This is a genomic window from Inquilinus sp. Marseille-Q2685 (genome assembly GCF_916619195.1).
Lineage (GTDB): Bacteria > Pseudomonadota > Alphaproteobacteria > DSM-16000 > Inquilinaceae > Inquilinus.
This window is the reverse complement of sequence record NZ_CAKAKL010000007.1, coordinates 26,979-48,182: the sequence shown is the minus strand read 5'-3', so window position 1 is coordinate 48,182 and position 21,204 is coordinate 26,979. Positions and strand designations below refer to the sequence as shown.

Here is a 21,204-nt window from a genome sequence, read left to right as displayed (position 1 = left end):
TCAGGCCACCTGCACCAGCGGGCCGGACCATTCGGAGACGACGTCGGCGAGATCCGGACGCGGCCGGTCCTCCATCGGCTCGGACGCGGTGCCGAGATAGATGAAGCCGAGGATCTTGTCGGTCGCCGGGTCGTGGCCCAGCAGCTCGACGATCTGCGGGTGGAAGGCCGGCCAGCCGGTGTTCCAGCTGCCGCAATAGCCCTGGGCGTGCGCCGCCATCAGGATATTCTGGCACAGCGCGCCGCCGGACAGGATCTGCTCCAGCTCCGGGATCTTGCCGGGCTGGGGCTTGTGGGTGACGACCAGCAGCAGCGGCGCCAGGGCCGGCTTCTGCCGCATCGCCTCGATCTGCGCCTCGTTGGCGTCGGCGTTCTCGCGGGCGAAGATCTCGGCCATCGCCTCGCCCAGCCGGCGCTGCCCGTCCTTGCGCAGCACCTGGATGCGCCAGGGCGCCAGCTTGCCGTGATCGGGCACCCGCGTGCCGGCCCGCAGGATCCGCTCCAGCGCCGCCGCATCCGGCCCGGGCTCGACCATGTTGCGGGCCGGCACCGAGCGGCGCTTCAGCAGAAGATCCAAGGCATCCATCTCTCGCACCCCTTGCCGTCATCACGAGGAGCGAAGCGACGCGGCGATCCAGGGGCCTCTTGTCTCGAGCATCGAGCCGCTGGATGGCCACGCCCCTTCGGGGCTCGCCATGACGATCATTGTGAGTCCAATTTGTTGAGATTCACTCTCAACAACGAAGATAAGGGCCCTCGTATCAGAAATCCAGGTCGCGGTAATGCGCCGGCGCCGGAATGCCGGGGACGTGGTCGTCCAGCAGCGGCCGGAAGCTGGGCCGGGACTTGATGCGGGAATACCATTGCCGCGCCTCGGGGTGGGCGTCCCAGGGCACGTCGCCGAGATAGTCGACCACCGAGAGATGGGCGGCCGCGGCGATGTCGGCCAGGCTGAACTCGTCGCCGGCCAGCCAGCGCCGGGTCTCGGCCAGGTAGGAGATGTATTCCAGGTGGTAGTGCACGTTCTGCCGGCCGGCGCGGATCGCGTCGGAACTGGGCTGGCCGCTGCGCATCACCCGCTTCATGAACTTCTCGCCGACCAGGTTCTCGGTCACCTCGCGGCCGAACTTCTGGTCGAACCAGACCAGCAGGCGCCGGGTCTCGGCCCGCGCCAGGGTGGTGTCGCCGAGCAGCGGCACCTCGGGGTGCACCTCCTCCATATACTCGACGATGACCCAGACATCGGTCAGCGTCGTGCCGTCCGGCTCGATCAGCAGCGGCACCTCGCCCGTCGGGTTGAGGGCGAGGAACTCCTCGCGGCGCTCCCAGACCCGCTCGACCTTCATGTCGCAATGCAGGTCCTTCTCGGCCAGCAGCAGCCGGACGATGCGGGACTGGGCGGAGAGCCAGATGTGATAGAGGGTTCGCATGGCGCGCGAACTCTAACCGATGCCACGGTATTTCGGTAAGGGCCGCGTTGCGCTGCGGCGACACATGCCTCCCCCGCGCCGGGGCGGGGAACTATCCGGCGGGCCCGAGCCTTTGGTCTGGCTGCGACCGCGAGTCACGCCGCCACCGGCAGGCGGAAGGCGGCGGCGAGGCCGCGCAGGGCACTGGCGAGCCGGGCGTCGGACAGGCGCGAATGCAGCATCACCTCACCCGCAGCCAGGGCCGGCAGGCCGAGCCGCGGCCCGACATCGACCGTGCCGGGCGGCGCCGTCCGGCGCGCCAGCGGCGACACGCCGAGCCCGGCCATGGCGGCCGCCGCGACAGCCGCGCCGCCGCCGCCGACGAAGACCTCGACCCAGGGCATGCCGGCGGCGTCGAGCGCGCGCAGCGCCGCGACCCGCACGCCGCAGCGCTCCCTGTGAGTGACGAGCGGCAGCGGCTCGCCCGACCGATGATGCCAGCCGGTCGACGCGAACCAGCCGAATTCGTCGCGGAACAGCACCTCGCCGTCGCGGCGGCCGGCGTCGCGGCGGACGATCACAGCGTCGAGCGACCCGGCGTCGTAGTCCCGGAGGAGATCCAGCGACGAGTCGAGACGGACCTCCAGCGCCAGGCCGGGCCCCTGCCCCGCCACCCGGGCCAGCAACCCCGGCAGTTCCGGCCCCGCGACATGGTCGCTGATGCCCAGCACCAGCCGCCGCGGCCGGGCCGAGACCGCGGCGACCGCCTCGTCCTGCGCCTCCAGCAGCCGCCGCGCCCGCGGCAGGAAGGCCTCGCCCTGCGGCGTCAGCCGCACCAGCCGCGGCGTGCGCTCGACCAACCGGGCGCCGAGCCGGTCCTCCAGCCGCTTCAGCCGCAGGCTGATGCCGGACTGGGTGGCGCCGAGCGCATCGGCGGCGCGGGTGAAGCTGCCATGGTCGGCGACCAGGACGAAGGCCTGGACGGCGTCGAGGTCGAGGGGGCGCATCATGCCATCATTTCAAATCATCATCATTGATAGTGATATCGAGTGCATTCCGAAATGATCAAGCCGGCGCTACACCGAGAGGCACCGCGGCACCCGCCGCCCGACATCGGAGACGCCATCATGCCCCTCGTCCGGATCTCGCTGCGCAAGGGCAAGCCCGCCAGCCACATCCAGGCCATCCGCGACGCCGTCTACCTGTCCCTGCGCGAGACCTTCAATGTGCCGGAGAACGACCGCTTCATCCTGGTGCACGAGCATGACGACGCCGGCTTCGACTACGACCCGAGCTATCCCGGCATCGCCCGCACCGGCGACGTCGTGTTCATCCAGGCCACGGTCAGCAACACCCGGACCGTCGAGCAGAAGCAGGCCCTGTACCGCCGCCTCGCCGACCGGCTGGCCGAGAATCCCGGGCTGCGCCGGGAGGACGTGTTCATCAGCCTGATCGAGGTGGCGAAGGAGAACTGGTCGTTCGGCAACGGCATCGCGCAATACGCCTTGCCATAATCCCGCACCCCCGCCGGTAATACAATCGCCGGCGGGGACGATGCGGGGGAAGCATGGCCAGGAGGGGATCGACGCGCCGGCGCGTGCTGGCGACGGGTGCCGTGGCGCTGGCCGCGACGACGCTGGGAGGCATCGGCGGGGCCTGGCTGCAGCGCCTGTCCGACGCGGCCCGGCTGCCGCCGCCGGCCCCGCCGCGGACGCTGCTGGACGATGCCAGCGGCCTGAACCCGACGCCGGTGCGCGGCGTCGCCTTCGCCGAGGCGGATCCGGACGCGGCGGCGACGCGGCTGGCGCCGCTGCTGCGGCGGATCGCGGCCGGCGAGGAGCCGGGCCTGGCCGTCTCCGGCGCCCGCCATTCGATGGGCGGGCAGAGCCTGCTGCGCGACGGCTGGGTGCTGGACGCGCTGCCGCTGAACGGCCTCACGATCGACGCCGAGGCGCGGGTGATGCGGGTGGGCGGCGGGGCGCTGTGGCGCGACGTCGTGCCGGCGCTGAACGCGGCCGGCTTCTCCCCCGCCGTGATGCAGTCGAACAACGACTTCAGCATCGGCGGCACGCTGAGCGTCAACGCCCATGGCTGGCACGCCAACAGCCCGCCGGCCGCGGGCACGGTGCGCCGGCTGCGGCTGCTGACCGCCGACGGGACGGTGGTCGATTGCGGCCCCGATGACGAGATCTTCGGCCTGGCGCTGGGCGGCTACGGGCTGTTCGGGGTGATCCTGGAGGCCGAGATCGCCATCCTGCCGAACGCGATGTACGTGCCGGACTTCGCCACCATGCCGACCCGCGACTACGCCGCCGCCCTCGCCGAGCGGGTCGCCGCGCCGGGATCGCCCGTGGAGATGGCCTATGGAAGGCTGTCGGTCGATCCGGACCGGCTGTTCGAGGAGGCGGTGCTGGGCTGGTACGTGCCGGTGCCGGAGACGCGCGGCACGGTGCTGCCCCTGCCCGCCCTGGACCATGGCGGGATGCAGCGGCTGGTGTTCCGCAACGCCGCCGGCAGCGGCACCGGCAAGGCGCTGCGCTGGTGGCTGGAGCGCGAGGCCGGGCCGTGGCTGGCGGAGCGGACCAGCCGCAACAGCCTGCTGAACGAGCCGGCTTCGGTCTTCGCCAACCGCGAGGCCGGGTCGACCGACATCCTGCACGAATACTTCGTGCCCCGGGCCCGGCTGTGGGACTTCACCCAGGCGGCCCGGCGGATCATCCGGCGCGACGAGGGCAACCTGCTGAACGTCACGGTGCGCGACGTGCGGCGCGACGACCGCACGGCCCTGGCCTATGCCCGCGAGGACGTGTTCGGCCTGGTCATGCTGTTCGTGCAGGAGAAGTCCGCCGCCGGGGAAGAACGGATGCAGCGCAGGACCCGCGGCCTGATCGATGCCGCGATCGATGCCGGCGGCACCTACTACCTGCCCTACCGGCTGCACGCGACCGGCGAGCAGCTGCGCCGCGCCTATCCCGCCTGGGACGAGGTGATGGCGGCACAGCGCCGGCACGACCCGAAAGGCGTGTTCCGCAACGGGCTGTACCAGCGCTACGCCGCGACCTGAGCGTCACGACCGAGCCGGACCCTTCTTCGTCCCATTGTCATTGCCGGGCTTGACCCGGCAATCCAGGGGCCACCCAGAGTGGCCTCGACATCTCTGGATGCCCGGGTTAAGCCCGGGCATGACAGTTTTGGTGGGTTGCAGCGAGCGTCGTTGGCCTACTCCGCCGGGATGCGCAGCGCCTCCTCCTCGCCATGGATCGGGTGCTGCAGCCGCGACACCATCTCCTTCGGCACCACCTGCCAGACCTTCGACCGCTCGATCGGCCAGTCGTGCAGGATCGAGGCGGCCCAGGCGCTCTGGGTCTCGCGCACATGCTCGGCGATCAGGGACCGGACGAGTTCGTCGTAGTGACGGGTCTCGATCCGCTGCCACAGCACGCTCTCCGGATTGACCCGGCGGGCGAAGCTGCCGTCGGCGTCGTAGACGAAGGCCATGCCCCCGGTCATGCCGGCGGCGAAGTTGTCGCCGACCGGGCCCAGGATCACCGCCGTGCCGCCGGTCATGTACTCGCAGCCGTTCGAGCCGCAGCCCTCGACCACCACCGTGGCGCCGGAGTTGCGCACCGCGAAGCGCTCTCCCGCCTGGCCGGCGGCGAACAGCTTGCCCGAGGTGGCACCGTACAGCACCGTGTTGCCGATGATGGTGTTCTCGTTGGTCTTCAGCGTCGACGCCGCGAAGGGCCGGACCACGATGGTGCCGCCGGAGAGGCCCTTGCCGACATAGTCGTTGGCGTCGCCGAACACCTCGAGCTTCAGCCCCTGCACCGCCCAGGCGCCGAGCGACTGGCCGGCATTGCCGCGCAGCCGCACCGTGACATGGCCCGGCTGCAGCCCGGTCATGCCGAACTTGCGGGTGATCATCGACGACATCCGCGTGCCCACGGCGCGGTGGGTGTTGCGGATCGAGTAGGTCAGCTGGGTCTTCTCGCCGAGCTCGAACAGCGGCCGGGCATCGGCGATCATCTGCGCGTCCAGCGTGTCCGGCACCGGGTTGCGGCCCTCGAGCGTGCAGTACATCGCATGCTCGCCCGGGTCGGCCTTGGCCAGCAGCGGGTTGAGGTCCAGGTCGTCGAGATGGGCGGCGCCCCGGCTGACCTCGCGCAGCAGCTCCGTCCGCCCGACGATCTCGTTGATCGAGCGGTAGCCGAGCTGGGCCAGGATCTCGCGCACCTCCTCGGCGATGAAGCTGAACAGGTTCACCACCTTCTCGGGCGAGCCGGTGAACCTGGCCCGCAACTCCGGATCCTGGGTGCAGACGCCGACCGGGCAGGTGTTGGAGTGGCACTGCCGGACCATGATGCAGCCCATGGCGATCAGGCTGGCGGTGCCGATGCCGTATTCCTCGGCGCCGAGGATGGCGGCGATCACCACGTCGCGCCCGGTCTTGATGCCGCCGTCGGTGCGCAGCCGGATGCGGTGGCGCAGCCGGTTCAGGGTCAGCACCTGATGCACCTCGGACAGGCCCATCTCCCACGGCACGCCGGCGAACTTCAGCGAGGTCTGGGGCGAGGCGCCGGTGCCGCCGACATGGCCGGAGATCAGGATGATGTCGGCATTGGCCTTGGCGACGCCAGCGGCGATGGTGCCGATGCCGGTGCGGCTGACCAGCTTGACCGTGACCTTGGCGTCCGGGTTGATCTGCTTCAGATCGTAGATGAGCTGGGCCAGATCCTCGATCGAGTAGATGTCGTGGTGCGGCGGCGGGCTGATCAGCATCACGCCCGGGGTGGCGTGGCGCAGCTTGGCGATCTCCACCGTCACCTTGAAGCCGGGCAGCTGGCCGCCTTCGCCGGGCTTGGCGCCCTGGGCGACCTTGATCTCCAGCTCGCGCGCCTGGTTCAGGTATTCCGCGGTGACGCCGAAGCGGCCCGAGGCGACCTGCTTGATCGCGGAGTTCCAGTTGTCGCCGTTCCGGTCCGGCCGGAACCGGGCCGGGTCCTCGCCGCCCTCGCCCGAATCCGACTTGGCGCCGATCCGGTTCATGGCGACGTTCAGCGTGCCGTGCGCCTCCGGGCTCAGCGCGCCGAGCGACATGCCGGGGGTGACGAAGCGCTTGCGGATCTCGGTGATGCTCTCGACCTCGTCGATCGAGATCGACTCGCGCACCGGCACGAATTCCAGCAGGTCGCGCAGCGCCACCGGCGCCTGGTGCCGGACCATGTCGGAATATTTCCGGTACAGCGAGTAGCTGTCGGTCGCCACCGCCTGCTGCAGCATGTGGATCATCCGCCCTTCCCAGGCGTGACGCTCCTGCCCCTGGCGATAGCGGTAGAAGCCGCCGATCGGCAGGGTGACGACGTTCTTGTTCCACGCCGCCTCGTGCATCTCGATCGCCTTCATCTGAAGGCCGGCCATGCCGATGCCGGAGATGCGGCTGGGCATGCCCGGGAAGAATTCGGCGACGAGCGAGCGCGACAGGCCGACCGCCTCGAAGTTGCAGCCACCGCGGTAGGACGAGATCACCGAGATGCCCATCTTGGACATGATCTTCAGCAGCCCGTCGTCGACCGCCTGCCGGTAGCGCTTCATGCAGGCGTCGAGCGACAGGTCGCCGAACAGGCCGCGGCGCTGACGGTCGGCGATCGCCTCCTGCGCCAGATAGGCGTTCACCGTGGTGGCGCCGACGCCGATCAGCACCGCGAAATGGTGCACGTCGACGCATTCCATCGAGCGCACGTTCAGCGAGGTGAAGGTGCGCAGCGACTGGCGGATCAGGTGGGTGTGGACGGCGCCGGTGGCCAGGATCATCTGGATCGCCACCCGGTCCGGCCCGACATGCTGGTCGGTCAGGACGATATGGGTGGCGCCGCCGCGCACCGCGTCCTCGGCCTCGCGGCAGATCCGGCGCAGCGCGTCGCGCAGCGCCTGCTCGCCGCCATGCAGGTCGAAGGTGCAGTCGATCTCCGCCGCCGTCGTGCCCATATAGGCGCGCATCGCCTCGTATTCGGCGTTGGTCAGCACCGGGCTGTCGAGCTGCAGCAGGTCGCACTGGCTGGCATCCTCGTCGAGGATGTTGCCGAGATTGCCCAGCCGGGTGCGCAGGCTCATCCCCCGCCGCTCGCGCAGCGAGTCGATCGGCGGGGTGGTGACCTGGCTGAAGTTCTGCCGGGAGAAGGGGTGCAGCGGCCGGGTCAGGTCGGACAGGATGGCGATCGGCGCGGCGTCGCCCATCGACCCCACCGCCCCCTTCGCGTCCTCCACCATCGGGTGCAGGATCAGCTCCAGGTCCTCCATGGTGATGTTCATGGCGACCTGGCGGCGGCGCAGCTCCTCGCGCGGCATCGCCGCGCCGGTGTCCTCGCCGCCGGCGCGGATCAGCCCGTCGATCACCTTGATCCGCTTGGTCCAGTCCTGGAACGGCTGCTTGGCGGCCAGCACCTCCTTGATCTCGCGGTCGCGGTAGAGGCGCCCCTCGGCCAAGTCGACCGCCAGCATCTGGCCGGGGCCAAGCCGCCCCTTCTCGATGATGCGGCTGTCATCGAGCCGGACCATGCCGGCCTCGGACCCCGCGATCAGCAGGCCGTCATTGGTGATGGTGTAGCGCATCGGCCGCAGGCCGTTGCGGTCCATGCCGCCCATCACCCAGCGGCCGTCGTACATGGCCAGCGCGGCCGGGCCGTCCCAGGCCTCCATCACCGCATTGCAGTAGCTGACGAAGGCGCGATGCGCCGGCGGGATGTCGGCCTCGATCGGCGTCGCCTCCGGCACCAGCATGGCCTTGACCATCGGCGCGTCGCGGCCGGCGCGGACCATCACCTCGAACACCGCGTCGAGTGCGGCCGAATCCGAGCTGCCGCCCTGGATCACCGGCTTGATGTCCTCGATCGCGTCGCCGAACACCGGGCTGGCCATGCGCGTCTCATGCGCGCGCATCCAGTTGCTGTTGCCCTTCAGCGTGTTGATCTCGCCGTTATGGGCCAGCATGCGGAAGGGCTGGGCCAGGCGCCAGGTCGGGAAGGTGTTGGTCGAATAGCGCTGGTGGTAGATCGCGAAGTTGGAGACGAAGCGCTCGTCCAGCAGGTCCGGGTAGAAGGCGGTCAGCTGCGCCGCCAGGAACATGCCCTTGTAGATGATCGACCGGCAGGACAGCGAGCACAGGTAGAAATCGGCGATGCCGGCCGCCTGCGCCGCCTTCTCGATCCGCCGCCGGATGACGTAGAGGTCGCGCTCGAACTGCTCCTCCGGCACCCCCTTGGGGTTGGCGATCATGATCTGCTCGATCTCCGGCCGGGCGGCGTTCGCCTTGTCGCCGATGATCGCCACGTTGATCGGCACCTGGCGCCAGCCGTAGATGTAGTAGCCGAAGCTGAGGATCTCGCCCTCGACCAGGCAGCGGCACTTCTCCTGCGCCTCCAGGTCGGTGCGCGGCAGGAAGGCCTGGCCGACCGCGATCAGCCCGGGCATCGGCCGGTGGCCGACGCGCTCGACATGCTCGTGGAAGAACTGCTGCGGGATCTGGACATGGATGCCGGCGCCGTCGCCGGTCTTGCCGTCGGCGTCGACCGCGCCGCGGTGCCACACCGCCTTCAGCGCGTCGATGCCGGCCTGCACCACCTCGCGCCGCGGCTTGCCGTCGAGCGTGGCGACGAAGCCGACGCCGCAGGCGTCGTGCTCCTCCGCCGGGTCGTAGGCATGGGCCTCGATCAGCCGGGCGACATTGGCGTCGTATTCCTCGACGAAGCGCTGGCCGGCGGACTTCACACCAGGGTTCTTCTCGAACTGGCTCATGGCTGGCTCCTTCCGGCTCGCTTATTCCGCCGCGACCGCCGGCACGGCGGCAGACTGGGCGACGAGGTAACGGTCGATCGCGGCGGCGGCGTCGCGGCCGTCGCGGATCGCCCAGACGACGAGGCTGGCGCCGCGGACGATGTCGCCGGCGGCGAAGATGCCGTCGACCGCGGTCATCATGGTCTTGTGGTCGACCTTGACCGTGCCCCACTTGGTCACCGGCAGGCCCGGCGCGTCGAACAGGGTCGGCAGGTCCTCGGGGTCGAAGCCCAGCGCCTTGACCACCAGGTCGGCCTCGATGGTGTGGGCCGAGCCCTCGATCACCACCGGGCTCTGCCGGCCGGTGGCGTCGGCGACGCCGAGATGGATCGAATGGGCGCGCACGCCGGTGACGGCGTCGTCGCCCAGGAAGGATTCGGGCGCCGCCTGCCAGACGAACTCGACGCCCTCCTCCTCGGCGTTCTGCACCTCGCGCTGGCTGCCCGGCATGTTGGCGCGGTTGCGGCGGTACAGGCACTTCACCGAGACGGCGCCCTGGCGCACCGCGGTGCGGACGCAGTCCATCGCCGTGTCGCCGCCGCCGATCACCACCACCCGCTTGCCGGCGGCGTTCAGCGTGCCGTCGGCGAAGCCCGGCACGTCGTCGCCGAGCCCCGTGCGGTTCGAGGCGGTGAGGTAGTCGAGCGCCGCGACGATGCCCTTGAGGCCGGAGCCCGGGGCCTGGAAGTCGCGCGCCTTGTAGACGCCGGTGGCGATCAGCACCGCGTCGTGGCGCGACCGCAGCTCCTGCAGCGTGGCGTCGCGGCCGACCTCGAAGTTCAGGTGCAGGGAGATGCCGGCATCGGCCAGCCACTGCGCCCGGCGGGCGACGATGTCCTTCTCCAGCTTGAAGCTGGGGATGCCGTAGATCAGCAGCCCGCCGACCCGGTCGTAGCGGTCGTAGAGATGGACCTGATATCCCTGCCGGCGCAGCTGCTCGGCCGCGGCGATGCCGGCCGGGCCGGCGCCGATGATGCCGACCGACTGGGCGCGCTCGCGCAGCGGCGCCGGCGGCTTGACCCAGCCCTCGGCCCAGGCGGTGTCGGTGATGTACTTCTCGATCGAGCCGATGGTGACGGCGCCGTGGCCCGACTGCTCGATCACGCAGTTGCCCTCGCACAGCCGGTCCTGCGGGCAGATGCGGCCGCAGATCTCGGGCATGGAGTTGGTGGCGGAGGAGATCTCGTAGGCTTCCTCCAGCCGGCCTTCGGCGGTGAGCTTCAACCAGTCCGGGATGTTGTTGTGCAGCGGGCAATGCACCTGGCAGAAGGGCACGCCGCATTGCGAGCAGCGCGACGACTGCTCCTCCGCCTTCTGCCGGACATAGGGGCCGTAGACTTCGAGCCAGTCCTGCCGACGAGTCTCGGCAGCGCGTTTCGCCGGCATCTCGCCGGCGGTCTTCACGAACTGCAGCATCTTGGTCGTCGCCATGGGCGGCCCCTCGTCACGCGGAGTCGAACAGCCCCGCAGCGGCGGGGCCGACGCGACATTTACGGATTTCGGCAGGCTCTGGCGAGCAGTTTTTCGCGATTAGGTCATATTTGTTGACTAATTTCGCGTTGTTAAGAGCCATTCTCAGCTAGAGCAGTATTCGGGAACGATTGTTTCAAGAAAAATGAGACCGATTCGGAACAATTGGTTGATTGTGTCGCTCAGTTGCCTTGTCAGGCGTTGCTTGTTCCACAAGAGGGCGTGAGAGCAAGCTCAAACGCTGCTCTCTCGCGCGCCCAGGCCAGCCTTGCGAGGGACCAGGGCATGGGTAGTCGCGGCCAGGACCGGCGACATCCCCGCGTGATGTAACCAGGACGTTCGCGCGCGGACGCGCGCAGGCCCCTCCCCCTGCCCCTCCCGCAAGGGAGGGGGAGAATGGAAGGCGGAGCGGTGTCGCAGGTTGGGTTCACGGCACGCGAACCTAACAGAGGCGCGGTGGCGAGATGTTGGGTTCGCATGGCGAACCCAACCCACGCGGTCGCACCGCCCACGGGCTCAGCTGCTGTCCGGCTTCGGGAGAGCCGGCATGGGCCGGCCGGTGTCGGGTTCGTCGGGTGCAGGATGCCATTCCTCAGCCGGCCGAGCGGCCACGGGAACGGCGTCGGCAGGGCGGTCGGGCAGGCGATCGGGGATCTCGACCGCGGCGGCGCCGTCCCGGCCCGGGGCAACAGGGCTGGGTCCAGGTCGCGCCGCTCCTCCGCCGCCTCGTCCGGTTCGAGCTCGTCCTCCAGGCATTCGCTCTCGACCAGCGACTCGCGCGGTTCCGCCCGGGGCTCGCCGTCCTTCGGCCCGGCTGCCGGTACTGCCTCGGCCGGGGCGGCTTCGGCGGCCGCCTCCTCCGCCGGCGTGCGCTCCGCCGTTCCGGCCCTGCGCTCCTGATAGCCCTCGCGGATCCGCTGGCTCATCGCGATCGACAGCCGCACCGAGCGGGCCAGGCGCACCTGCGCCAGCGCGAAATCCGGCCTGGCCTGCAGGATCGGCGTCGCCAACTGCTCCGTCGCCATCATCCGCGCCGTGCGGAGATGAATGTCGACCAGCTCGGCCAGCGAGCCCAGCGCCCATTGCGTCCAGGCCAGGTCCCTGTCGACCGGCCGGTCCTCCATCTCGCAATCGGGGCGCATCCCATCCATGGAACATACCATGAACGAGAGCGGCCGGTAATACCACTGCGATCGCGTTTGCCGGCCTTGACCTCAAGCAGGCTTGAAGCTGTAGCAAGATGATTCCTGCCGTCACCCTGGGAGCCGACCATGACCAAGCCCTATGTCTCGATCAGCACGATCACGCCGAAGCCCGGCCGGTTCGAGGAGTTCATGGAGCTGCAGCTGGCCCAGCACCACCGGGTGCGCGGCCGGGTCCCGGGGCTGCGCGGCGGGCGGCTGTTCCGGTCGCTGGACGGGCGCAGCGTCGTGCTGGTGACCGTGTTCGAGACCGCCGAAGACGCCCAGCGCTTCCGCCAAGACCCGCGCTTCACCGAGCACATGGCACGGATCCAGCCGCTGCTGGAGAGTGCCGTGCCGGGCGGCTACGAGACGGCCTATGAGGTGGGTACGATCTGATCCACAGAGGGCTTCTTCCCGCCCCACACCGTCATTGCGACCCCGGCCCTGAGCCGGGGGAAGCAATCCAGGGGCCAGTGCGAACAGGCCCCTGGATTGCTTCGTCGGCTTCGCCTCCTCGCAATGACGGAGCGGGGATCCGCCCTCGGCATACGAAGAGGTAATTGGACACCGGCCCCGGCCGGGCCTAACGCCACGGGCCGGTTCCATTGCCGCCGCCCGCACCATGTCCATCGCGATCAGCGTCCCGCTCCGCCGCTCCGGCAGCGACACCCGCGGCCTGATGCTGCTGCTGGCGGCCCATGTGGTGATGTGGACCGCCTTCTGCCTGCTGTACCTGGCGCCATCAGACCTGCAGAACGACATGACCGAGGCCTTCTCCTGGGCGCAGGAGATGCCGCTCGGCACCTACAAGCACCCGCCCTTCTACGCCTGGGTGGTGCATGGCTGGTTCAGCCTGTTCCCGACCCGGGACTGGGCCTTCACCCTGCTGTCCTCGGTCAACGCCGCGATCGGGCTGGCCGCGGTCTGGGGCATCGCCGGCCGATACCTGTCCGGCCCGGCCCGGCTGGCGGCGGTGCTGCTGCTGGAGGCCCTGCCCTTCTTCACGGTCCAGTCGCTGAACTTCAACGCCAATTCGGTGCTGCTGTCGCTGTGGCCGCTGGTGATGCTGCTGTTCCTGCGCAGCTTCGACCGGCGCGACCTGGCCGGCGCCGTGGCGCTGGGGCTGGCGGCGGCCGCGGCGATGCTGTCGAAATACTACAGCGGCATCATCCTCCTCTGCTGCCTGGCCGCGGCGCTGGCCCATCCCGACCGCCGCCGCTACTTCAGCAGCCCCGCCCCCTATGTCGCCGTCGCCGTCCTCGCCGCGGCGGTGGCGCCGCATGTGCTGTGGCACCTGCATGCCGCCATCGGCCCGATGCAGTACATGGCCAGCAAGGGCAGCTCCAAACCGCTGGAGATCCTGGGCAAGGCCGCAGTGTTCGTCGCCGGCTGCGCCGCGCTGCACGCGCTGCTGGGCGCGGCACTAGCCTGGCTATGGCGACGCGGCCGGACGGCGCCGCCGGAGAACCGGCCCGCCATGCCGTCCGCAGGTGACCGCCGGGCGCTGGTGATCTTCGCGCTCGGCCCGTTCCTGCTGACGGTGCTGATCGCGCTGATCTTCTCGGTGCGGATCAACACCCATTTCGCTATCCCGATCTTCAGCCTCTCGCCGCTGGCCGCGATCGCCTGGCTGGGCCTCGCGATCGACCGGGCGGCGCTGCGCCGGCTGGCGCTGCTGGCCGGCATCGGCGGGCTGCTGCTGCTCGCTATGGCCCCGTTCGCCGGCGCCTGGACCCTGCGGCACGACATCGAGCATGCGGCCGAGCCGCGGCGGCTGGTGGCCGAACGAGTGACGGCGCTGTGGCGCCAGCGGGTCGGCACGAAGCTCGCCATCGTCGCCGGAACCGAGAGCTACGCCCTGGGCGCGACCTTCTACAGCCCGGACCACCCGACCGACTTCACCGCCTTCGCCCCGGCCTACGCCCCCTGGATCGACGCCGACCGGCTGCGCCGCGGCGGCTTGGCCGTGATCTGCCTGAAGGACGACGACTGGTGCCTGGGCGAGGCCGCGAAGTATCAGGGGCTGGACACCTGGCGCACCGAGTTCAGCCTGGCCAAGCGCGTGGGCGGCGTGACCGGCCGGCCCTTCGACTTCGTCGTCGTCTTCGTTAAGCCAGGGCAGACGCTGCCGCTGCAGCCGATCCATCTGCGGCCCTTCTGAGCGGCCAGGAGATGCGACCGACCGGGACTCGGTCTAGGGTGGGATCACAACCCCAGGGGAGCGAACGCATGCGCAAGGACCGGACCGCCCCGCGCGGGCAGTTGGAGAGCATCACCGTCGACAGCCGGGTGCTGCGGGGCAACCTGCTGGGCGACCCGCATGAGCGCCGTGTCGACCTCTACATCCCGGCCGGACATGACGGGCGCGACCTGCCGCTGCTGGTCGACCTGGTCGGCTTCACCGGCGGGGGCCCGTCGCACACCAACTGGAAGAACTTCGGCGAGAACGTGCCCGAGCGCGCCGACCGGCTGATCGCCGAGGGCAAGCTGCCGCCGGTGGTGATCGCCTTCCCGGACTGCTTCACCCGCCTGGGCGGCAACCAGTACATCAACTCCGCCGCCATGGGCCGGTGGGAGGATTTCCTGATCGACGAGATGCTGCCGGCCGTGGAGGCGCGGCTCGGCTGCGGCGGGCCCGGCCGGCGCGGTGTGTTCGGCAAGAGCTCCGGCGGCTACGGCGCCATCATCCATGCCATGCGACGGGCCGATACCTGGAGCGCGGCGGCGTGCCATTCCGGCGACATGGGGTTCGAGCTGGTGTACCTGGCCGACATGCCGACCGTGCTGCGCGCTCTGACCAAGCACGAGCACTCGATCGAGCGCTTCATGGGCGCGCTGGAATCGGCCAAGAAGATCCCGGATGCCGACATCCATGTGCTGATGCAGCTGGCGATGGCGGCGACCTACGACCCCGATCCGTCGCAGTTCCTCGGCATCCGGCTGCCGGTCACCCAGGACACCTGCGAGGTGATCGAGGAGCGCTGGGCCAACTGGCTGGACTGGGACCCGGTGCGGATCGCCGACCGGCATGCCGACGCGCTGAAGTCCCTGAAGGGCCTGTACATCGATTGCGGCGATATCGACCAGTACAACCTGATCTACGGCGCCCGCCGCCTGCACCGGTCGCTGGAGCGGCTGGGCGTGCCGCACCGCTACGAGGAGTTCCCGGACAACCACTCCTCGGTCGACTACCGGATGGACGAGAGCCTGCCCTTCCTCGGCCGGGCGCTGACCGCATGACGGTTGCGCAGGTGGGGTCGCCAGCGGCGAACCCACCTACGGACCGAGACGACCGAGTCAGGCCACCATGCGGTTGCCGAAGCGGCCGCCGGGGCGGTAGCGGTCGAGATAGCTCGGCAGGATCAGCTCGGCCGGGGTCGGCTGGATGCCGAGATCGGCGAGCGTCTTCGCGCCGGGGGCGACGATGTTGTCGATCTTGAGCTGCTTCACCTGGTCCGGCGTCAGCGGCGGCTTCGGCAGCAGGCCGAACAGCTTCGCCTCGAAGACGGCCATGCCCCAGGACAGGGACATCAGGCGCTTCCTGCGACCGGTCTGCTTCAGGGTCAGCTCCATCAGCTCGCGGAAGCTGTAGACCCGCGGGCCGCCGAGCTCATAGGTCTGGCCGGCGGTGCCGTCCTGCTCGAGGCAGGCGACGACCGCGGCGGCGACGTCGCGGACATAGACCGGCTGGAACCGGGTGGTGCCGCCGCCGAACAGCGGCAGGAACGGCGCGGTTCGGGCGAGGTTGGCGAACAGGTTGAAGAAGCCGTCCTCCGGCCCGAAGACGACGCTCGGGCGCAGGATCGATGCGCCCGGGAAGGCCGCGCGCACCGCCGCCTCCCCCGCCGCCTTGGTGCGGGCGTAGGAAGACGGGCTGTCGGCCGAGGCGCCGATCGCCGAGATCTGCACGAAGCGGCCGGCGCCGGCGGCGGCCGCGGCGCGGGCGACCCGGCCCGCGGCCTCGGCATGGATGGCGTCGAAGCGCTGCTTGCCGCGCTCGAACAGGATGCCGACCAGGTTGACCACGGCATCCGCCCCGGCCACCGCGGCCGCGACCGAGCCGTCGTCGCGGACATCGGCGAAGACCGGGACGACCTGGCCGACCGCCCCCGCCGTCTTCAGCGGCAGGGCCCGGTCCGGGTGGCGCGAGGCGACGATGATGCGCCAGCCGCGCTGCGCCAGCATCTGCGTCACGTAGCGGCCGACGAATCCGGTGCCGCCGAAAAGGGTGACCGTCTTTTGGCCGATGAAGTCCGTCATGGTCCCGCCTGCAAACCCGAACCGGCCGCCACGGCTGCGGCCCGGCCCCCCTTATATCCGAGCCGTCGGAGGTTTCAAACCGAGCGCCGAGAAAAAGCGACGGACGCCCGGATCAGGCGCTTGACAAGCCATGAACCGGGCACGATATTCCGCGCCGTTCGCCGGGATGCCCAACCGCCCGGGTCCGAATTCGTGGGGCTGTAGCTCAGTTGGGAGAGCGTCTCGTTCGCAATGAGAAGGTCAGCGGTTCGATCCCGCTCAGCTCCACCATCTCTCCGATGACATTCCTGCTGATCGGCTGCTGGACGGACTTGTTGTGTCCAGCGAACTCCTCATTGTCATGCCCGGGCCTGACCCGGGCATCCAGAGAGCGTCGACATCTTCTGGATTGCCGGGTCAAGCCCGGCAATGACAGGACGGGACGGCCTGTCACCACAACGGCCGGACGCCTGTCGGGGCATCCGGCCGCTGGTGCAGGCCTGACGGGACCGCGCTAGCCGCGCCTGACCAGGCCGGCGACGAGCATGATCACGAAGATCACGATCGCGACCCAGAACAGGAGCTTGGCGCCGGCCATGGCCGTGCCGGCGATGCCGCCGAAGCCGAACAGCGCCGCGACCAGTGCGACGATCAGGAACACGATGGCCCAGTGGAGCAGACTGCCGAACATGTCGGACACCTCGTTCTTGTGAGCCGGCCGGCCGGCGGCGCCGGCACGGACGTTCACTCGCAAGAACAGGGCCTGCCGCCCGACAGTTCCCGCTTCGTTCGGCTGGATCGGGGCAGTCAGCTGGTGGTGATGTATTCGCGCAGGCTCTCGGCCTCGCTCTCGATCTCGTCGAGCCGCGCCTTCACCACGTCGCCGATGCTGATCATGCCGCAGAGCAGCCCCTGCCCGTCCACCACCGGCAGGTGGCGGAAGCGGCGCTGGGTCATCATTCCCATCAGCTCGGCCACCGTGTCGTCGAGGCCGCAGGTGATGACAGTGCGGACCATGATGGCGGAGACCGGCTCGTCCAGCAGGGCCGGCCCCTTGTCGGCCAGGCGGTGGACGACGTCGCGCTCGGACAGGATGCCGTCGATCCGGCGGCCGTCGCCGCTGACCACGACGGCGCCGATGCGCTTGTCGCGCAGCAGCGCCACCGCCTCGGCCAGCCGCAGGTCCGGCGCGACATGGATGACGGTGTTCCCCTTCACATTCAGAATGCGGGCAACGTTCATGGCGATTCCCCGATCTGTTCTGGTTTTGGGGAATCATAACACGCCTGCGCCGGACCGCGACTCGGCAGTTTCCCGGCTCGTCCTAAAGGCCGGGCCGGTCCTTGGCCATCGGCAGGATCGGTCCGCCCGGATCGTCCAGCCGGTGGAACCCCGCTCCTTCCAGGCAGCGGACGGCGCGGTGGTTGCTGCGGGCCGGCCGGGCCAGGATGCGCGCGGCCCGGCCGCCCTTCAGCAGCCGGTCGGTGTAGGCGCCGAGGAAGGCGGTGCCGAGCCCCTTGCCGACATAGCTCGGCTCGCCGATGAACAGGTCGATGCCGAAGCTGCCGGGCTCCGCGCCGCCCGGCGCCGCGGAGACCGCGTCATAGGCCTGCAGATAGCCGATCTGCCGGCCCTGCCAGGCGACCAGCATGGGCTCGGCCCAGTCCGACGCCATCAGCCGGCGGATCTCGCGGATCGCGGTGTCCGGGTCGCCCCACCAGGCGCGGACATGCGGCATGGCGAGCCACAGGCGCAGGCGCGGCAGGTCGGCGGGGCGGAGCGGCGTGAAGGTGAACATCGGCGCCAGTCTAGCCGCGTTTCCCGGCCGCCCGACAGTGCCGGAACGAGGCGGTCAGCTGCGCCGGCGCAGATGCGGGGTGATCTTCCATTCCACCGCCCGCACGCCCTGCGCCACCACGAAGTTCATGGCGAGATAGAGGATGCCGGCGGCGGTGAACACCTCGAAGGGCGCGAAGGTGCGCGAGTTGATCTGCTTGGCGATGCCGGTGATCTCCATGATGGTGATGATCGAGGCCAGCGAGCTGGCCTTCACCATCAGGATGATCTCGTTGCCATAGGCCGGCAGCGCCTGGCGGATGGCGATCGGCACGGTGATCCGCCGGAACACCAGCGACCGCGACATGCCGCAGGCGCGCGCCGCCTCGATCTGGCCGAAGGGCACGGCCTGCAGGCCGCCGCGGATGATCTCGCTGGTATAGGCGGCGGTGTTCATGGCGAAGGCGATCACGGCGCAGGGGAAGGCCTCGCGCAGCGGCCAGTTCCAGACGCCGAGCGCTTCCCACAAGGGGCGGAACTGGCCGAGGCCGAAATAGATCAGGAAGATCTGCACCAGCAGCGGCGTGCCGCGGAACACGAAGACATAGGCGCGGGACAGGCGAGACAGGATGCCGTTGCCGGACATCCGCATCACCGCCAGCACCATGGCCATGACGACGCCGATGGCCAGCGCCGGCACGATCAGCTGGACGGTCACCAGGGCGCCGCCGAGCAGCCGGCCGAAGGTGTCGAGGATCAGGTCGAGATCCATGGTCAGCCCGCCCGCCGCACGCCGCGGTCGTAATGCGCCTCGGCCTTGCGGAACATCTTGGTCGAGAAGGTGGTGATGACCAGGAACAGCACCGCCGCGGTGATGAAGAACGGGAACGGCTCACGCGTCGACCGCGCCGCCACCTGGCTGATCCGCATCAGCTCGGTCACCCCGACGACGGAGACCAGGGCCGTGTCCTTCAGGATCAGCTGCCAGATGTTGCCGAGCCCCGGGAGGGCCAGGCGGATGGTCTGCGGCAGGATGATGCGGCGGAACACCATGAAGCCGTGCATGCCGAAGGCCCGGCCGGCCTCGATCTGGCCGTGCGGGATGACCTGGATGGCGCCGCGCAGCACCTCGGTCGAATAGGCGCCGGAGATCAGCCCGACGGCGAGGACGCCGATCGCGAACTCGTTCAGCTGGAACGGCTGGGCGATGCCCATGAGGCCGAGGATGGCGTTGATCGCCCGCTCGTTGCCGAAGAACAGCAGATAGATGATCAGCAGCTCCGGCACGCCGCGGACGACGGTGGTGTAGACCTCCATCAGCCCGCGCAGCACGAAGCCGCCCCAGACCTTGAGGCAGGCGGCGATCAGCCCGACCACGATGCCGAAGATGAAGCTGGCCGTGGAGAGCAGGACGGTCATCCCGGCGGCCAGGACGAACTCGTCCCCCCAGCCCTGGTCGCCCCAGTCGAAGAGCTGTGCCCAGTGGAGCAGCGAATCGATCAGTCCTTGCATGCCTTACCGCTGCCTGGAACGGAACGGGCGGCCGGTAAGGCCGCCCGGGAACTTCTTAGTTGCTTGGAGCCAGCGGGTCGTAGCCGAACCACTGCATCGCCAGCTTGGACAGCGACCCGTCTGCCTTCATGGATTCGATCGCCGTGTCGAGCTTGGCCTTCAGCTCCTTCTCCTCCTGGCGCAGGCCGATGCCGATGCCCTGGCCGAACAGCGGATTGTCCTTGCCGGTCAAGGTCGGGCCGTAATGGGCGTAGTTCTTGCCGCTGTCGCTCTTCAGGAACGAAGCCCAGGACGTGCTGTCGCCCAGCCCGGCGTCGATGCGGCCGTTGACGAGGTCGAAGTTGAGCTCGTCGACCGTGTCGTAGAGCTTGATCTCAGCGTCCTTGAACTCGGCCTCGAGGAAGTTCTGATGGGTGGTCGAGCGCTGCACGCCGATGGTCTTGCCCTTCAGCGCCGCCTTCACGTCGGCCAGGGTCCTGGCGTCCTTCAGGATCCCGTCCTTGGCGGCGACGAACCAGGCCGGCGCGTCGGTGTAAGGCACGGAGAAGGCGATCTGCTTCAGCCGCTCGGCCGTGATCGACATGCCGTCCATGAGGGCGCCGCAGCGCTTGTTCAGCAGCGCCGGGATGAAGCCGTCCCAATCCTGCGCCACGATCTCGCAGGTCAGGCCGGCCCGCTTGCACAGATCATTGGCGACGTCGACCTCGAAGCCGATGATCTTGCCGGTGGAATCGGTGTTGTTGAAGGGCGGGTAGGCGCCTTCCATGCAGATGCGCAGCGTGTCGGCGGATGCCGCGCCGGCACCCAGCGCCAGCGCCGCCGCCCCGACCAGGGACAACCAGATCTTGGTCATGGTCTTTTCCGTTCTGGGACCCGCGTCCCGCTTGAGGCCGGGCGCCGGCACCGCATCGGCCGGCGCCCGTTCTCCGCTTACTTGATCGAGGTGTCGAAGCCGAACCACTGCACCGACAGCTTGGTCATCGTGCCGTCGGCATTCACCTCGTCCAGCGCCTTGTCCAGCTTCTCCTTCAACGCCGTGTCCTCCTTGCGCAGGCCGATGCCGACGCCGAGGCCGAAGATCGGGTCGTCCTTGCCGGTCAGGCCGGGGCCGAAATTGCTGTAGCCCTTGCCCGCGTCGCTGGCCAGGAAGTCCTTCCAGCCGAGGCTGTCGGCCAGGCCGGCGTCGATGCGGCCGTTCTGCAGGTCGAGGTTGAGGTCGTCCTGGGTGTCGTAGAGCTTCACATCGGCGCCCGGCACCTTGGCCTCGAGGAAGTTCTGATGGATGGTCGAGCGCTGCACGCCGACCGACTTGCCCTTCAGCGCCGCCTGGATGTCGGCCAGGGTCTTGGCGTCCTTCAGCACGCCGTCCTTGGCCGAGACGAACCAGGCCGGGGTGGTGCTGTAGGGCTTGGAGAAGGCGATCTGCTTCATCCGCTCTTCGGTGACCGACATGCCGGCCATGATCGCGTCGTAGCGCTTGTTCAGCAGCGCCGGGATCATGCCGTCCCAGTCCTGCTGGATGATCTCGCAGGTCATGTTCGTGCGCTTGCACAGCTCGTTGGCGAGATCGATCTCGAAGCCGACCAGCTTGCCCGAGGCGTCGGTGGCGTTGTACGGCGGATAGGCGCCTTCGGTGCCGACGCGCAGCGTCTCCGCCGAGGCGGTGCCGGCGGCCAGCGCGAGGGCCGCGGCGGCGGCCAGCGACAACCAGCTCTTCATCATGAAGTCTCCCGTTCAGAACTGGGACCCTGCGGTCCCGGGTTGGATGGGCCGATTTCTCCGAAA

The 21,204-nt window shown here is 69.4% G+C and carries 19 protein-coding genes and 1 tRNA gene; 6 read left to right on the top strand and 14 right to left on the bottom strand.

Going from position 1 to position 21,204, the window contains the following annotated elements:
- The 3 genes from LG391_RS25955 to LG391_RS25945 form a co-directional block, all read right to left on the bottom strand.
- Entirely contained in the window at window positions 1–576 is a 576-nt protein-coding gene (locus LG391_RS25955) for a nitroreductase (RefSeq protein ID WP_225770955.1), read from the bottom strand.
- Window positions 577–760: 184 nt separating this feature from the next.
- The gene (locus tag LG391_RS25950; protein WP_225770954.1) at window positions 761–1,429 is read right to left on the bottom strand and encodes a glutathione S-transferase family protein; all 669 of its coding nucleotides are present in this window, start codon (window positions 1,427–1,429) and stop codon (window positions 761–763) included.
- Between the two features lie 134 nt (window positions 1,430–1,563).
- Entirely contained in the window at window positions 1,564–2,418 is an 855-nt protein-coding gene (locus LG391_RS25945; protein ID WP_225770953.1) for a LysR family transcriptional regulator, read from the bottom strand.
- A 117-nt stretch (window positions 2,419–2,535) separates the two neighbouring features.
- Here LG391_RS25945 and LG391_RS25940 point away from each other — a divergent pair, with 117 nt between their 5' ends.
- A complete protein-coding gene (locus tag LG391_RS25940; protein WP_225770952.1) occupies window positions 2,536–2,922 on the top strand; it encodes a tautomerase family protein in 387 nt (128 codons plus the stop codon).
- A 53-nt stretch (window positions 2,923–2,975) separates the two neighbouring features.
- Window positions 2,976–4,472 (top strand): FAD-binding oxidoreductase, encoded by a 1,497-nt coding sequence (locus LG391_RS25935; RefSeq protein WP_225770951.1) that lies wholly within the window; start codon window positions 2,976–2,978, stop codon window positions 4,470–4,472.
- Between the two features lie 155 nt (window positions 4,473–4,627).
- Here the strand turns inward: LG391_RS25935 and gltB are convergent, their stop codons facing one another.
- From gltB to LG391_RS25920, 3 genes are all read right to left on the bottom strand, one after another.
- Window positions 4,628–9,199, bottom strand: a complete 4,572-nt coding sequence (gene gltB / locus LG391_RS25930; protein WP_225770950.1) for a glutamate synthase large subunit — start codon at window positions 9,197–9,199, stop codon at window positions 4,628–4,630.
- A gap of 21 nt (window positions 9,200–9,220) precedes the next feature.
- Entirely contained in the window at window positions 9,221–10,669 is a 1,449-nt protein-coding gene (locus tag LG391_RS25925; RefSeq protein ID WP_225770949.1) for an NAD(P)-dependent oxidoreductase, read from the bottom strand.
- A gap of 233 nt (window positions 10,670–10,902) precedes the next feature.
- On the bottom strand, window positions 10,903–11,859 hold the full coding sequence (locus tag LG391_RS25920) for a hypothetical protein (protein ID WP_225770948.1): 957 nt from the start codon (window positions 11,857–11,859) through the stop codon (window positions 10,903–10,905).
- A 120-nt stretch (window positions 11,860–11,979) separates the two neighbouring features.
- Between LG391_RS25920 and LG391_RS25915 the strand changes: the two genes are divergently transcribed.
- The 3 genes from LG391_RS25915 (at window position 11,980) to LG391_RS25905 (ending at window position 15,132) form a co-directional block, all read left to right on the top strand.
- Window positions 11,980–12,288 (top strand): antibiotic biosynthesis monooxygenase, encoded by a 309-nt coding sequence (locus LG391_RS25915; RefSeq protein WP_225770947.1) that lies wholly within the window; start codon window positions 11,980–11,982, stop codon window positions 12,286–12,288.
- A gap of 226 nt (window positions 12,289–12,514) precedes the next feature.
- On the top strand, window positions 12,515–14,053 hold the full coding sequence (locus LG391_RS25910) for a glycosyltransferase family 39 protein (RefSeq protein ID WP_225770946.1): 1,539 nt from the start codon (window positions 12,515–12,517) through the stop codon (window positions 14,051–14,053).
- Window positions 14,054–14,121: 68 nt separating this feature from the next.
- The gene (locus tag LG391_RS25905; RefSeq protein ID WP_225770945.1) at window positions 14,122–15,132 is read left to right on the top strand and encodes an alpha/beta hydrolase family protein; all 1,011 of its coding nucleotides are present in this window, start codon (window positions 14,122–14,124) and stop codon (window positions 15,130–15,132) included.
- Between the two features lie 57 nt (window positions 15,133–15,189).
- Here LG391_RS25905 and LG391_RS25900 read toward each other — a convergent pair whose 3' ends face one another.
- Complete coding sequence (locus LG391_RS25900) at window positions 15,190–16,152, bottom strand: complex I NDUFA9 subunit family protein (RefSeq protein WP_225770944.1); 963 nt, start codon at window positions 16,150–16,152, stop codon at window positions 15,190–15,192.
- 194 nt (window positions 16,153–16,346) lie between these two features.
- On the opposite strand from LG391_RS25900, the gene LG391_RS25895 reads away from it, so the two are divergent.
- Window positions 16,347–16,422, top strand: a tRNA-Ala gene (locus LG391_RS25895).
- 223 nt (window positions 16,423–16,645) lie between these two features.
- Here LG391_RS25895 and LG391_RS25890 read toward each other — a convergent pair.
- From LG391_RS25890 to LG391_RS25860, 7 genes are all read right to left on the bottom strand, one after another.
- Window positions 16,646–16,810: a DUF1328 domain-containing protein gene (locus tag LG391_RS25890; protein WP_225771253.1), complete on the bottom strand. Its 165-nt coding sequence runs from the start codon at window positions 16,808–16,810 to the stop codon at window positions 16,646–16,648.
- A gap of 128 nt (window positions 16,811–16,938) precedes the next feature.
- Entirely contained in the window at window positions 16,939–17,373 is a 435-nt protein-coding gene (locus LG391_RS25885; RefSeq protein WP_225770943.1) for a CBS domain-containing protein, read from the bottom strand.
- An 82-nt stretch (window positions 17,374–17,455) separates the two neighbouring features.
- On the bottom strand, window positions 17,456–17,929 hold the full coding sequence (locus LG391_RS25880) for a GNAT family N-acetyltransferase (RefSeq protein ID WP_225770942.1): 474 nt from the start codon (window positions 17,927–17,929) through the stop codon (window positions 17,456–17,458).
- Window positions 17,930–17,983: 54 nt separating this feature from the next.
- Entirely contained in the window at window positions 17,984–18,679 is a 696-nt protein-coding gene (locus tag LG391_RS25875; protein WP_225770941.1) for an ABC transporter permease, read from the bottom strand.
- 2 nt (window positions 18,680–18,681) lie between these two features.
- The gene (locus LG391_RS25870) at window positions 18,682–19,419 is read right to left on the bottom strand and encodes an ABC transporter permease (protein ID WP_225770940.1); all 738 of its coding nucleotides are present in this window, start codon (window positions 19,417–19,419) and stop codon (window positions 18,682–18,684) included.
- A 55-nt stretch (window positions 19,420–19,474) separates the two neighbouring features.
- On the bottom strand, window positions 19,475–20,272 hold the full coding sequence (locus LG391_RS25865) for a transporter substrate-binding domain-containing protein (protein ID WP_225770939.1): 798 nt from the start codon (window positions 20,270–20,272) through the stop codon (window positions 19,475–19,477).
- Window positions 20,273–20,349: 77 nt separating this feature from the next.
- Window positions 20,350–21,141 (bottom strand): transporter substrate-binding domain-containing protein, encoded by a 792-nt coding sequence (locus LG391_RS25860; RefSeq protein ID WP_225770938.1) that lies wholly within the window; start codon window positions 21,139–21,141, stop codon window positions 20,350–20,352.
- Between the last annotated feature and the right edge of the window lie 63 nt (window positions 21,142–21,204).

Excerpts from the sequence above, each read along its gene's own strand:
- LG391_RS25950 (WP_225770954.1), bottom strand. The coding sequence starts at position 1,429 with ATGCGAACCCTCTATCACATCTGGCTCTCCGCCCAGTCCCGCATCGTC.
- LG391_RS25945 (WP_225770953.1), bottom strand. The coding sequence starts at position 2,418 with ATGATGCGCCCCCTCGACCTCGACGCCGTCCAGGCCTTCGTCCTGGTC.
- LG391_RS25940 (WP_225770952.1), top strand. The coding sequence starts at position 2,536 with ATGCCCCTCGTCCGGATCTCGCTGCGCAAGGGCAAGCCCGCCAGCCAC.
- LG391_RS25935 (WP_225770951.1), top strand. The coding sequence starts at position 2,976 with ATGGCCAGGAGGGGATCGACGCGCCGGCGCGTGCTGGCGACGGGTGCC.
- gltB (WP_225770950.1), bottom strand. The coding sequence starts at position 9,199 with ATGAGCCAGTTCGAGAAGAACCCTGGTGTGAAGTCCGCCGGCCAGCGC.
- LG391_RS25925 (WP_225770949.1), bottom strand. The coding sequence starts at position 10,669 with ATGGCGACGACCAAGATGCTGCAGTTCGTGAAGACCGCCGGCGAGATG.
- LG391_RS25920 (WP_225770948.1), bottom strand. The coding sequence starts at position 11,859 with ATGGATGGGATGCGCCCCGATTGCGAGATGGAGGACCGGCCGGTCGAC.
- LG391_RS25915 (WP_225770947.1), top strand. The coding sequence starts at position 11,980 with ATGACCAAGCCCTATGTCTCGATCAGCACGATCACGCCGAAGCCCGGC.
- LG391_RS25910 (WP_225770946.1), top strand. The coding sequence starts at position 12,515 with ATGTCCATCGCGATCAGCGTCCCGCTCCGCCGCTCCGGCAGCGACACC.
- LG391_RS25905 (WP_225770945.1), top strand. The coding sequence starts at position 14,122 with ATGCGCAAGGACCGGACCGCCCCGCGCGGGCAGTTGGAGAGCATCACC.
- LG391_RS25900 (WP_225770944.1), bottom strand. The coding sequence starts at position 16,152 with ATGACGGACTTCATCGGCCAAAAGACGGTCACCCTTTTCGGCGGCACC.
- LG391_RS25885 (WP_225770943.1), bottom strand. The coding sequence starts at position 17,373 with ATGAACGTTGCCCGCATTCTGAATGTGAAGGGGAACACCGTCATCCAT.
- LG391_RS25880 (WP_225770942.1), bottom strand. The coding sequence starts at position 17,929 with ATGTTCACCTTCACGCCGCTCCGCCCCGCCGACCTGCCGCGCCTGCGC.
- LG391_RS25875 (WP_225770941.1), bottom strand. The coding sequence starts at position 18,679 with ATGGATCTCGACCTGATCCTCGACACCTTCGGCCGGCTGCTCGGCGGC.
- LG391_RS25870 (WP_225770940.1), bottom strand. The coding sequence starts at position 19,419 with ATGCAAGGACTGATCGATTCGCTGCTCCACTGGGCACAGCTCTTCGAC.
- LG391_RS25865 (WP_225770939.1), bottom strand. The coding sequence starts at position 20,272 with ATGACCAAGATCTGGTTGTCCCTGGTCGGGGCGGCGGCGCTGGCGCTG.
- LG391_RS25860 (WP_225770938.1), bottom strand. The coding sequence starts at position 21,141 with ATGATGAAGAGCTGGTTGTCGCTGGCCGCCGCCGCGGCCCTCGCGCTG.